The sequence below is a fragment of the Colwellia sp. MB02u-6 genome, assembly GCF_014077095.1.
Lineage (GTDB): Bacteria > Pseudomonadota > Gammaproteobacteria > Enterobacterales > Alteromonadaceae > Cognaticolwellia.
In genome coordinates this window covers 286,545-299,940 of the sequence record NZ_JACGVG010000035.1, presented here as the reverse complement: position 1 = coordinate 299,940, position 13,396 = coordinate 286,545, and the positions used below count along the sequence as shown (strand labels likewise).

General features: G+C 41.2%; 11 protein-coding genes. All 11 read right to left on the bottom strand.

The window, feature by feature from the left end; translation table 11 throughout:
• Window position 1 precedes the first annotated feature (1 nt).
• The 11 genes from H4J46_RS10860 to H4J46_RS10810 all read right to left on the bottom strand — a co-directional run bounded on the left by H4J46_RS10860 (window position 2) and on the right by H4J46_RS10810 (window position 13,390).
• Window positions 2-1,444 carry a NuoM family protein gene (locus H4J46_RS10860; protein ID WP_182233510.1) on the bottom strand — a complete coding sequence of 481 codons (1,443 nt, stop codon included), beginning with the start codon at window positions 1,442-1,444 and terminating at the stop codon, window positions 2-4.
• Window positions 1,441-3,345 carry an NADH-quinone oxidoreductase subunit L gene (gene nuoL / locus H4J46_RS10855; RefSeq protein ID WP_182233509.1) on the bottom strand — a complete coding sequence of 635 codons (1,905 nt, stop codon included), beginning with the start codon at window positions 3,343-3,345 and terminating at the stop codon, window positions 1,441-1,443. The genes H4J46_RS10860 and nuoL overlap by 4 nt, the downstream gene beginning before the upstream one ends.
• On the bottom strand, window positions 3,345-3,653 hold the full coding sequence (nuoK, locus tag H4J46_RS10850) for an NADH-quinone oxidoreductase subunit NuoK (protein WP_182233508.1): 309 nt from the start codon (window positions 3,651-3,653) through the stop codon (window positions 3,345-3,347). Before nuoK ends, nuoL begins: the two co-directional genes overlap by 1 nt.
• Complete coding sequence (nuoJ, locus tag H4J46_RS10845) at window positions 3,650-4,180, bottom strand: NADH-quinone oxidoreductase subunit J (RefSeq protein ID WP_220463000.1); 531 nt, start codon at window positions 4,178-4,180, stop codon at window positions 3,650-3,652. Before nuoJ ends, nuoK begins: the two co-directional genes overlap by 4 nt.
• A gap of 54 nt (window positions 4,181-4,234) precedes the next feature.
• Window positions 4,235-4,750, bottom strand: a complete 516-nt coding sequence (nuoI, locus tag H4J46_RS10840) for an NADH-quinone oxidoreductase subunit NuoI (RefSeq protein WP_182233507.1) — start codon at window positions 4,748-4,750, stop codon at window positions 4,235-4,237.
• A gap of 57 nt (window positions 4,751-4,807) precedes the next feature.
• Entirely contained in the window at window positions 4,808-5,779 is a 972-nt protein-coding gene (gene nuoH, locus H4J46_RS10835) for an NADH-quinone oxidoreductase subunit NuoH (RefSeq protein WP_182233705.1), read from the bottom strand.
• The gene (gene nuoG, locus H4J46_RS10830) at window positions 5,772-8,825 is read right to left on the bottom strand and encodes an NADH-quinone oxidoreductase subunit NuoG (RefSeq protein ID WP_182233506.1); all 3,054 of its coding nucleotides are present in this window, start codon (window positions 8,823-8,825) and stop codon (window positions 5,772-5,774) included. Before nuoG ends, nuoH begins: the two co-directional genes overlap by 8 nt.
• 1 nt (window position 8,826) lies before the next feature.
• On the bottom strand, window positions 8,827-10,257 hold the full coding sequence (gene nuoF / locus H4J46_RS10825) for an NADH-quinone oxidoreductase subunit NuoF (protein WP_182233505.1): 1,431 nt from the start codon (window positions 10,255-10,257) through the stop codon (window positions 8,827-8,829).
• Window positions 10,250-10,774, bottom strand: coding sequence for an NADH-quinone oxidoreductase subunit NuoE (gene nuoE, locus H4J46_RS10820; protein WP_182233504.1), 525 nt, complete (start codon window positions 10,772-10,774; stop codon window positions 10,250-10,252). Before nuoE ends, nuoF begins: the two co-directional genes overlap by 8 nt.
• A 115-nt stretch (window positions 10,775-10,889) precedes the next feature.
• The gene (nuoC, locus tag H4J46_RS10815; protein WP_220462999.1) at window positions 10,890-12,689 is read right to left on the bottom strand and encodes an NADH-quinone oxidoreductase subunit C/D; all 1,800 of its coding nucleotides are present in this window, start codon (window positions 12,687-12,689) and stop codon (window positions 10,890-10,892) included.
• 110 nt (window positions 12,690-12,799) lie between these two features.
• The gene (locus H4J46_RS10810) at window positions 12,800-13,390 is read right to left on the bottom strand and encodes a NuoB/complex I 20 kDa subunit family protein (RefSeq protein ID WP_404851787.1); all 591 of its coding nucleotides are present in this window, start codon (window positions 13,388-13,390) and stop codon (window positions 12,800-12,802) included.
• Window positions 13,391-13,396: the final 6 nt, after the last annotated feature.

Sequence of the window (13,396 nt, the reverse complement as noted above, 5' to 3'; positions counted from 1 at the left end):
CTTAGGCTCCAAATGAGAATTTAAGCAATAGCATTGGATATAAACCAATGGCTAATAGCATCAATAATAATGAGCCACAAATAATCAGCTCCCTAGGCTGTAGATCAATAATGTCTTGTGTTGGCGTACCTTGAAAACTTGATTGAAACAGCACCATGCCATAAATAGCTGATCCAATAAGCCCTAGGGCAGCAATAACGGCAAATTCAGGCAACACTTGAAAAACACCTACTAGACTCAAAAATTCACCGATAAAATTAGCTAAACCCGGTAAACCAAACGCAGCACCAGCAAAGGCCAAAGCAAATCCCCCCATACGGGGTGCACTTTGCCAAAATCCACCCATATCGGCCAAATTTCTACTATGAATACGTTGATAAATCATGCCTGCGAGCGAGAATAAAGCAGCGCTACTAAGACCATGTGCCACCATAGTCACAATAGCCCCTTGATAAGCCATACTATTAAAAGCAAAAAGTGCCAACATGACAAAGCCCATATGGCTAATGCTGCTATAAGCTACTAAACGTTTAAAATCTTGCTGGGCAAAGGCCATTTTCGCACCATAAATAATACTTACCACTGCCAATGTTGCCGCAATAGGTGCGAATTGCGTACTGGCCTGTGGGAACAAAAAAATAACAAAACGAATTAAACCATAGGCGCCAGTTTTCAATAATACCCCGGCAAGTAATACACTACCCGCTGTTGGCGCCTGGGTATGCGCGTCAGGTAGCCAACTGTGCAACGGCACAGAAGGTAACTTAACCGCAAAAGCAATAAAAAAACCCAACATTAAATATTGACTCATTGACAGCGGTATATCCAACATCAACCAGTCTAGGTAATAAAAACTTAACTGCCCAGTTTGTAATAAATGAAAATAGCCTGTGGCAATAATAGCCACTAGCATCAGTAAACTACTTACTTGGGTGAAAATGAAAAATTTTAACGCAGCAAAGTGTTTTTTTTCATGGCCCCAAATAGCAATAATAGCGGTCATCGGCAATAACATGACTTCCCAAAAGAAGAAGAAAAGAAACATATCAACGGCCACAAAAACCCCAATAATGCCAGCAATAGTTAACAATAAATTAAAATAGTAAAAACCAACATGGCGCTTAATTTCATGCCAAGAAACTAACGCACAAATAATGGCTAACAGCCAGGTCAAGGCTATTAATACAATACTCAACTGATCAAGCGCTATACTATATTGAATATTAAAAGTTTTAATCCAATTTACTCGGCTCAATACCTGTAACTGCGCAAAGTCATTATTGTGGTTAATAGCGTAGTCGATAACAAAAACCGCAAAAACTGTTGCTAATAACGCTAAGCTAATTAACGCTAGCCATTTAGCACTACCTTGCCAGTATGTTTCAGCTCGCCAAGCCAGTGCACCCGCAATAACTAATGCCAGCATAATTAAAGTTACTGTCATAAAAAGCTCACTCCTAACAGCAAGATTATCGCTAGTCCAAAAGCAGCTAAATACCAGCGTAAACTACCATTTTGCACCAAAATCAAGCTATCGTGCCATAACCCAACATACCAAGCATTGAGCATAATGATTTGGTCAAAGATATCGCGTTTATTTACTTGGGCAAGCCACTGATAAGGCTTAACTAGCAGTGCATTATAGAACACATCAAAACCTAATCCTTGACGGCAGAACAGCACAATTTTACCTTCACTCGCCTCAATATTATACTTAGTACCTTTAAGCGGCGAAAGACGATAATTTTGGAAATAAAACCAAGAAAACAGCATACCGATAAATGGCGTTATTATGGCAACGCTATGTAACCAAGTAGGCTCAATCAGCTGCACTAAAGGTGTTTGAATAGCTGCTGAAAAAACCAATGTAAGATCAAGCGGAATAAGTCCACCAAATAAAGATAACAAGGCCAAAATAATCAATGCACTGCGCAACAATAGACTCTTTTCAGCCTGGGGGTTTTCAGTGCAGCGTGCCGTACCAAGAAAGGCGAGAAAAAATAACCGACAACTATAAATACTGGTTAATAATGCCCCTAGAATAGCGCACCACCATAACATCGGCCCAGCCGTATTGGACGACCAAAGCTGGGCAATAATCGCTTCTTTAGAGAAAAAACCAGAAGTACCAGGTAGCGCCATCAGACAAATTAAACCTACCAAAAATAAACTCGTTTCAAAGGGGAGCTTCTTCAATAAACCACCCATTTTGAAAAGATTTTGTTGATGATGTAGCGCATAAATCACCGCACCTGCCGTTAAGAACAACAGCGCTTTAAAAAAAGCATGGGTCATCAAATGAAAAACGCCAGCAGACCACGCACCCGCTCCAAGCGCTAGCATCATGTAACCAATTTGGCTCATAGTTGAATAGGCCAAAACTCGTTTAATATCAGTCTGCGCTAGTGCAGCAACACTGGCGAGTAATAAGGTCAGTGCACCCAACCAAGCGACATAATTCATTACTTCAGGTGCTAATAAAAAAATGCCATGCATACGGGCAATTAAATACACCCCTGCCGTGACCATAGTCGCGGCATGTATCAGAGCACTCACCGGGGTCGGCCCTGCCATGGCATCAGGTAACCAAGTTTGCAGTGGCAATTGCGCTGATTTACCCACAGCGCCACCAAGCAATAATAAGGCAATCCAATAAATGTTGTTGGCTTGTTCTGAACTAGAAAAAGAGCTGGGACCAGCAGCAATATTGGCTTGTTGGGCAAGTGTTGTTACCGCGGCTATATTTAATTCACCAAAGGTATTAAACATTAACAGCAAGCCTATCGCCATCGATGTATCACCGATACGGGTAACAATAAAAGCTTTACGCGCAGCTAAAACATTGCTCTTTTCTTGGTACCAAAAGCCAATCAATAAAAAGCTACATAAACCCACACCTTCCCAGCCTAAATAAAGCAGCACTAAATTATCTGCTAAGACCAATATCAACATAGCGACAATAAATAGGTTCATATACGCCATAAAACGCGAGAAATTCGTATCAGCTTTCATGTAAATCGCGGCAAATAAATGAATAAGAAAACCAACGCCGCTAACAACACTAATCATAACAGCAGATAAGCCATCAAGGTAAAAACGCACATTTACTACACCCGTCCCCATTTGATTAGATAAATCAAACCAATGCCAGAGATTGACGCTTAGCACTTGGTTCTGGCTAGTTGACAACTCAAACAATAATATCGCGCTAACTAATACCGTTAGTGCCATGCTACTGACACTAATGATAGCCGCAAGCCGCCATGACAGTCTTTTGCCAAAGGCAATTAACACTAAGAAGCTCACTAAGGGATAAAAAGGTAAACTCGCTAATAGCACTATCATTACCCCTTCATCTGATTTAACAAATCAATATCTAAAGAGTGATGTTTTTTTTGCATACGGATTAGTAACGCTAACCCTACGGCGACTTCGGCAGCGGCAAGTGTTAAAATTAAAATAAACATCACCTGCCCATCCGCTTGTTGCCAAACACTGCCTGCACCGATAAAAGCAACGCCAACAGCATTTAGCATAATTTCTAAACTCATCAACATAAATAACGTGTTTTTCCTTGCCACCACACCAAAAAAGCCAATGACAAATAATAGACTTGATAAAATAAGCACATGAAACAAGGGAATAGTGGTCATAGTGGCCTCCCAGTAACATCGGGTTTTGCATAGTGATAACCGGCGAGTAAACCTGATAAAAGCAGGAAGGAAGCAATTTCAACGGCAAGCAAATAGGGGCCATACAGCATAATACCCACGTCTTTTGGGCTAATAACGCTCGCTTGTAATTTTTGTTGCATATCAGCATTATTAATAATCACAACAATTTCCACTAGCAGCGCAAATGCCAACAACATCGCTCCCAGCATATTAGCTAAACCTGTATGCTTAGGTGCGTTTGTTGTTTCATCTTTACCTAAGCCAAACATCAGTACAGCAAAAACAAACAACACTAAAATTGCACCTGCATAAACAATCACTTCTAACCCAGCAGCAAAGGGTGCTCCCATTAAATAAAAGCAAACCGCAACAGCTAATAACGACACCACTAAATACAACAAAGCGTGTACGGTATTATGGCCAGTAACCACCTTTAAACTAGCAATGAACGCAACCAAACCAGCAAGATAAAATAAGCTTTCAATTGAGGTTAAATTAACTAACATTTTCTCTCTCCTTGCTACTGTTTTTAGCTTTATATAACATAAATAATTCGCGATTCATGGCATTAATCCTTTAATATCAATGGGTGGTCTTTCCTGCTCCGCTTGTCCCTTACCTTTACCCAAAATCGCAATGCCTGACTGTTGATAAAAGCTATAATCTGGATATTTACCTGGGCCATTAATGAGTAGGTGCTGTTTTTCATAAACTAAGTTTTGCCTATCGTATTCTGCCAATTCCACATCCGGGGTTAACTGAATGGCATAGGTAGGACAAGCTTCTTCACAAAATCCACATAAAATACAACGTGAAAAGTTAATACGAAAAAAATCAGCACGTTTACGGCCATCGTCATCAACTACTTGTTGCAAGGCAATACAGTCAACCGGACAAGCAACCGCGCAAAGATTACAAGCGACACAGCGCTCTTCGCCATCAGGGTCTCGTGTCAACACAATGCGACCTCGGTACCTTGGCGATAAATAAGGTTTTTCTTCTGGATACTGTACCGTATCAGCTTTGGTAAACGTGTGTTTGAGCACTAACCACAGGGTTCGAAGTTGACTAAACATTACTACCCCCATTTACCTTAAAAGTAACCACATAAGTTTGCCTATAATTAATCATAGTTATATCACTCCTGTTAAGCGCAATACTGCAGTGACTAAAAGGTTTAATAACGCTAAAGGTAACATCACTACCCAGCCAAACTTAAGTAGTTGATCAAAACGTGGCCGTGGTAATGATGTTCTCAAAAGAATAAAAAACATTACAAAAAACATGACTTTAATAATAAACCACAGCAGTGGAGGCAACAATGAAGCAAGCGGCTCTGGCATTAACCAACCGCCAAAAAAAAGTACCACTGACATGGCTGATATTAAGGTGACGCTTAAATACTCACCGAGAAAAAATAAGGCAAATTTCAGCCCAGAATATTCGGTATGAAAACCCGCCGTGAGTTCAGTTTCAGCTTCCGGCAAATCAAAAGGCAGTCGGTGGCTTTCAGCAATACCAGCGACTAAAAAAATAAAAAAACCAACAAATTGCGATTGAATAAGCCAGCCATCAGTCTGCGCTAAGACAATTTCACGTAAGTTAAAGCTACCAGTGAGTAACACCACCCCCATCACAGACAAGCCCATAAATACTTCATAACTAACAGTTTGAGCCGCTGCTCTCATGCCCCCTAACAGCGCATACTTAGAGTTTGACGCCCAACCTGCTAACACCACGCTATAAACAGCGAGCGAGGCCATAGCGAGAAAAAACAATAAACCAATATTTAAGTCTGAAACGCCAATACTTGGAGAAAACGGGACTACTGCAAAACTCATTAAGACGCACATCGCACCAATAACTGGTGCTAGCACAAACACTAAACAATCACTAAAAGGTGGGATCCAATCTTCTTTACCAAGAATTTTCAATAAATCTGCCAATGATTGTAAAACACCAAATGGCCCAACGCGATTTGGACCACAACGGTCTTGCCATATACCTATCATTCGACGCTCAACCCATACCAACATCGCGGCTATAGGGATAAGCAAAGCGATAATAGTGGTTATTTCAAATAGTTTCCAAAGCGTGTCAGCCATCATTCAACCCTCCTGAAAACAGTCGAATAGGAATGGTTTGATCCTTTATCTTCAAGCTCTCAAGTATATTTTCTTTACTTTTTTTCGCCGCTATCAACCCATCATTAAATTGAGCAAGATAATCAGCAATTTCTTGCTCACACGCTAAGGATATTGTCATTTCTAGTTGATGGTGCAGCGACTGACAGAGGGCGAAATTGCCAAACACTAAAGTGTCAGGCAAATCATTAACAATAAAGATTTGACTGATGACAGTTTGACTAACCAATAGCATTTTTTCGTTTGTAGCTGAAAAAATAATTTTACCCCACTGGCCTTTTGTAACCTCAGCTTGCTGAGCTGTCTTAGCATTAATATAGATTCGATTACTTTGTCGCAGCATTTGAAATTCAGCAGTGAGCGATGCTTGCCACTCACTGAAATAAATATTTTTTTGTTGAACATAAGTTAAGTGATTCGCCGTATTTTTTTTAGCTAGAGTATTGTCAGCAGACTCACTTTCAAAAGTACTCTTTTTAATACTCTTAGTTAATCGCCAGCAAGGGTTATTGAATAATGCGCTTGATAATGGGATAAATGCTGCGGCTCTTGCCTTCAATAATTGACCATTAATTTCTGTTTGAAATTGGCCAATCGCTTGATTTGAATTCCACCCTGGTGACCAAGTAAAAGGCATATCGCTACTTTGCCCAACAGTTCGTCCTTCCATTGAAAAAGTAAAATTATCATCATTTTTTTTGGTAGTTTTTGCTTCATGTACCGTAATATTAGCCATTTGAGCTGTACGGCCACTGGCTCGGTGACTCATTCTCGCAATAGCTTTTTGCTGGGTCATATCACGCTTTGTTTCGTCTTCCTCTTTTGTTATTAACTTTACCCATTGAGCATAAGTGTCGATAAAAAATTGATGTAACTGAGTCAGTGATTTATATGAAGTTTTTTTAGTGACGACTTGAGTGTAGTAATTTGGCTCAAGTTCACTTGCCTCTGAGGCTTTACTGATTACTTTTATACCAATAATATCGGCAATATTATCTAACCAACGCCAGCTTTCTTGTATGGGCAAAACAGGAGGATGCACTTGAAAAAACTGTTGTGCTCGGCCTTGGTAATTTACATAATGACCATCTCCTTCGCTAACCGCCGCAACCGGTAGAACAATATCGGCAAGATTTGAAAGTCGGTGCGCTGAGTGATCTAACACAATCAAGGTTTGCGCTGATTTTCGTAGCTGCGTGATTTGAACCGCCGAGAGATTTGCCAGTTCTTGCTCGAGTAAGATCAGTCCTTGATAGCTTTTATCTGGGTTATTAAGCTCTGCTAAGACTTGCTCAATAGATAACGATTTTTCATCTAAAATCGATAATAACCCAACACTGTTACTGCACGGAGGTACAATAATTAACGCTGGTACCCTTAGGTTATTTTGCGCTTTAAACACCGACATTAAGTTGGCAATATTACTCAGTACTTTGGCACAAACACCACTAGTACCTGAAATAAATAACGGCTTATTGGCTTTACGTAAGGCTTTATAAATAGAGACAATAAAGCCTTGTTCAGTCGCGCTCAACTGATCTTGCTCAGCTAAGTGCTTAACGGTTTGTGCTAGGGTTTGGTCATTATTAATAGTTTGAACATTGGCAAGTTCTAAAAGCTTTTCCAGTATCGCTAAACATTTTGATATTTGCTTTACAGGTAAAAGTAACGCTTGCTCACAAACATCATCGAGTCTAGTACTGGTACTTTGCAGGGAAAATAACGGTGACAGTAATCTACCACCAATGGTTCGCACCGCGCTGTCTTGCCATGACGCAATGCCTATTTTTTCAGCTTTAGCTTTAGCGGCATTGTGCAATGCTTGGCGCACCGACAAAGCCATTCTCGGCGCGGTTTGGCTAATATCTTCAGCAATAACAAAAATAAAGTCACTGCGTTCAATATCAGCAAGGCTGGGTGCTTTGTTTGAAGCCAGTAATTGTCCATGTTGCGCCACCACTTTCATCTCTGCATCGTTATATCCCGGGCTAAAATGCTCAGCGCCAACAATATTTTTTAAATAGAAATTAGCTTCTAATGAAGCACGAGCAGAGCCAATACCAATAAATTGTTTTTTTCTAAAATGCGACAAGGCTTTTGCAACATCTAATGTAGTTAAGGCTACAGGTGACTGTTGCGAAATACCTTTAGTTTGCCTAATACGCTGCTCGCCATTAACAAAGCCAATACCATAACGACCACGATCACAGATAAAATAGCCATTAATATCAGCATTGTAGCGATTCATCACCCGACGCACCGAACCATAGCGTTCACCAATACTCAGGTTGCAACCCACAGAGCAATGGCTACAAATCGACGGTGCAGATTGTAGATCCCATTTGCGGGTATAGTGCGATGAGAAAACTTTATTGGTGAACACGCCAGTTGGGCAAACTTCCACTAAGTTACCGCTAAATTCACTTTCCAAAGCACCATCAGACTGGCGACCAAAGTACACTTGGTTTTTTGAACCATAAACACCAAAGTCCTTGCCGCCAGCATAGTCATTATAAAAACGCGTACAGCGATAACAGGTAATACAACGGTTCATTTCGTGGCCAACCAATTCACCTAAATATTGATTAGTGAAGGTGCGTTTTGTGCCTTGATATTCCCGTACGCTGTGGCCGGTCATTACCGTCATATCTTGTAAATGGCATTCGCCCCCCTCAGCACAAACTGGGCAATCGTGGGGATGATTAGTCATCATTGCGGCGATCACTTGTTCGCGAAACTCACTAGCCGCTTTATTTTTAATACTAATGCGCATACCGTCAGTAACTGGGGTAATACAAGCCATAATAATGCGGCCACGTTGATCTTGTTTATCTTGGAACTGCGTAACAGCGCACTGACGACAAGCACCAACCGATCCCATAGCAGGATGCCAGCAGAAATAGGGCAAGTTTAATTTTTGTGATAACACCCCAGCCAGCAAATTATCTTCTTTGCTGAGGCGATAAGGCACGTCATCAATGAAAATAGTTACTTTATTTTCATTCATATTATTGCCCTGCCTTTGGTGATTGAGGTGAATAGCTTGCTTGAGTCGAATTAGCGGATATAACTTGCTCGGCTTCACTTTGTGTTAATTGAGCTTGCGATACTTTAGTGCGTTTAGCTGTCATTGACGGATTATAATGACAACATCCATGCTCAATATGTTGCAAAAAATCATCATGAAAATATTTTAAAGCACTTCTTAACGGCTCTACTGCTCCCGGAGCCAATGCGCAATGGGTTTTACCTATCCACATAAAATCACAGAGTTTAGCTAAGGTCTCTAAATCTTTTATTTTTCCTTGGCCATGCTCAATACGCGTTAGTACTTCAACAGCCCAAGGCGTGCCATCTCGACAAGGCGTGCACCAACCACAAGACTCTTGGGCAAAAAAGCGCATCAAATTTAATACCATAGCCACAGGACAATTTTTATCATCTAAAACAATCAAGCCTCCAGTGCCTAAACGACTACCCACTTTAGCGATAGAGTCAAAATCCATTTTCGTATCTAAATGCTCTGCCACTAGAAAGTCAGTCGATGCACCACCCGGTAGTAAACCTCTAAATTTCAAGCCATCTTGCATACCACCTGCATAGTCATATAACACCTCCCCCAAGGTTGGCCCCATAGGAAGCTCCCACAAGCCTGGATTTTTCACCCGCCCACAAGCACTGTAAATTTTACTACCAGCATCACTGTTAGGAGAAATAGCCTGAAACCATGCGATACCATTTTTTAAAATGTGCGGTAAATTACATAAGGTCTCAACATTGTTCACTATGGTAGGTTTGCCAAATAAACCACTGACTTGCGGAAATGGTGGCTTGGCTCTGGGGATGGCTCGCTTACCTTCCAGCGCATTTATCAAGGCGGTTTCTTCGCCACAAATATATCGACCGGCACTACAATGGATGTATAAATCCATTGAATATGAACTGCCTTGAATTTTTTCACCAAGCCAATTATTTTGGTACGCTTGGTCAATCGCATCTTGTAAGCGCTTTGCCGCTAAATAATATTCACCACGCAGAAAAATATAAGCTTTGTTCGCGCCAATGGTGTAAGCCGCGATAATTATAGCTTCAACCAACTGATGCGGCACACCTTCAAGTAAAAACCTATCTTTAAATGTCCCGGGCTCCATTTCATCGGCATTGGCGACTAAATATTTATTATCCAACACCTCTTCATCACCATCAGTAAACATAGGCACAAAACTCCATTTCATACCAGTTGGAAAACCTGCACCACCCCGCCCTTTTAGGCCTGAATTTTTAACAATTTCAAGGACTTCATTTGGCGAATATTGCAGCGCAACTTTTGATCCTTGATAACCGCCAGCTTGGCAATAATCGTCAAATGACAACGGCTGTTGCAAATTCACCCATTGGGTTAACGGCTTCAAGGGATGATTTGAGCTATGTTCAGCCATTAACTTCTCCCTTAGCCGCAAGCTGTTGTAAAATATCAACAGCGCTTTCTGGGCTTAAGTGCTGATAATGCTCGATGCCAATCATCATCACGGGCGCTTTATCACAGCCACCTAAACAAGCATTCGAAAGTAGCGTGAATTTTCCATCGGTTGTTGTTTGGCCATAGTCGATGTTTAAGTACTGTTTAATCGCGACAAACACTGAGTCTGCGCCAGTTAAATGACAAGCGATGCTGTCACACAAGTGGATAACGTATTGACCAACAGGTTGTCGGTAAATTAAATTATAGAAGGTAGCTACCCCTTCAAGTTGCGCAATGGGAACCGATAACAAGTCACTGATCGCAAAAAGGCTTTCATCACTGATCCAACCACGATGTGCTTGCACCACTTTAAGTGCTTCAATACCAGCAGCTTCACGCGTTTCCATAATACTGGCCTCATGCTCAATAGCAGCAATTTCAGGTGCCGTTAAATAATGCTGATAATCAATTACTGTGGTGTTGATTTTTTCCATCACTATCTCTTTATTAACAAGTATTTGTTGTCAAAAAAATCTGAAAATCTTGGTATTACTCACTTAACTATATTTTTCAATATTGACCTTACTGCTATTAAAAAACCTTAAAAATTTATCGGTCAACATCTGCCATCACATAATCAACACTACCCAGTGTCGCAATAAGATCAGCTACCATTTGTCCCTTGCTAATTAATGGCAACATTTGTAGGTGGGGGAAGCTAGGCGTGCGAATACGGGTGCGATAACTCATAGTGCTACCATCGCTAATGAGGTGATAGGCCATAATACCTTTCGTTGCTTCAACGCTGATAGACACTTCTCCTACAGGGATCACAGGCCCCCATGAAACATTAAGAAAATGTGGTATTAAGGTGTCAATATCACGCATGGTGCGATCTTTTAATGGCGGCGTAGTTTGCGGATGATCAGCTTTGTACGGCCCTTCAGGCATATTGTTAAGGCACTGTTTAATAATGCGAATACTCTGGCGCATTTCCTCTATACGCACCCGACAACGATCATAGCAATCACCCTTGTGGCCCAGCGGTACTTCAAAATCAAATTGATCATAACCACCATACGGCCGTTGCTTGCGTAGATCCCATGAAAAACCAGTTGCCCTTAATCCTGGACCCGTTACGCCCCAGTCGATTGCTTCTTGTGTAGAATAAGCACCAATACCGACAGTACGTTGCTTTAAAATTGAATTTTGCATGACCATTTTTTCATATTCATCAAGCCGCTTAGGTAAGTAGTTAACATAATCACGCACTAACCCCTCCCAGCCTATTGGCAAGTCTTGTGCAACACCACCAATGCGGAACCAACTCGGATGCATGCGGGCGCCGGTAAAGGCTTCAATAATACCAAAGAGCTTTTCACGGTCGATAAACATATAGAATATAGGTGAAAGTGCGCCAAGATCTTGCGCAAAAGTGCCATAAAATAGTAAATGACTAAGAATACGAAACATTTCTGCGGTCATAATACGAATAACTTTCGCGCGATCTGGCACGGTAATGCCCGCCATTTTTTCAACCGCCATTACATAGGGGAAGTTATTCATTACGCCGCCAAGATAATCAATGCGGTCGGTATAAGGAATATAACTATGCCAAGATTGTCGCTCACCCATTTTTTCAGCACCGCGATGGTGATAACCAATATCGGGTACACAATCAACTATTTCTTCGCCTTCCATTTGTAATACAATACGAAACGCGCCATGAACACTCGGATGATTTGGTCCAAGGTTTAAAAACATAAAGTCACTATCTTTGCTTTGTCGCTTCATGCCCCAAGCTTCAGGATTAAATTGCAACGCCGCTTGTTCTTTATCTTGTTGGTATGGTGGTAAAGTGAACGGGTCCATTTCAGTTGCACGCGCGGGATGGGTTTTCAGTAAGGGGTGTCCTTGCCAGGTATCTGGCATTAAAATTCGGCTTAAATGCGGATGGTTTTCAAAAACGATACCAAACATATCCCACACTTCTCGTTCGTACCAATTAGCATTAGGCCATAAACTGCAAACGCTCTCTAAGCTTTTATCTGTCCTACTCAGCGCAACTTTAATGCGAATATCTTGATTACGTTGATATGAGCGTAAATGATAGCTAACTGTAAAGGCTTGCGATAACTGTGATTGATGCTCGCGTTCGCTTTCATCGATGGCGGTAAGATCAAAACACATATCAAACGGCTGAGCTAACTCTTGTTTTAACACTTGCATCAATTTCATTAACTGATTTTTTTCTAACCAATAGGAAGGAATATCGTCAACAATATTTTCGACAGCAGTGACCGGCTGTAAATTTAGCTCAGGCGAAAGTGCAATAATTTCATCAAGCAAAGGTACAGCTTGTAGCATCTGCCAATCATGACTCGTTTTCATATTCACTTGTGTTGCCATCAACTTCCCTTCGCACTTGTTATTTTTCTTATTAGTCTGTTTCTACTGAGCTTCCACTTTATTAACACTTTGCTTTTTAAACTTTAATTTTATAAAACACCAACGGCCACTTAAATGTGATCGGGGGAATCAAGATTTGTCACTTGAATACGCTCTTCGTGTTTAATATCTCGTAATGACGGTTTACCAATTTCACTGACTTGCTGTTTACCAACCGCCCAACTTAGTGGTCGTGGCTGATGTTGAATTTTAGTTTGCAACAGCAATAATGCTTCAAGTAAAGCTTCTGGCCTTGGCGGACATCCCGGCACATAGACATCAACAGGAATAAACTTATCAACCCCTTGCACAACACTATAGATGTCGTACATACCACCAGAGTTAGCACAAGATCCCATGGAGATAATCCAACGAGGTTCTAATAATTGTTCATAAAGGTGTTGGATCACCGGTGCCATTTTTCGAAAGCAAGTGCCTGAAATCACCATTAAATCAGCTTGTCTTGGCGTTGCACGAATCACCTCAGCGCCAAAGCGGGCAATGTCATGTCGCGAGGTAAAGCTCGTTGCCATTTCGACATAACAACAACTTAAACCAAAATTAAACGGCCAAATGGAATTTTTACGCCCCCAATTCACCATGTCATCAAGCCTAGCAAAAAGAACGCTGCGCTTTAATTCAGCTTCAGAAACCCCCTTCATCTCACC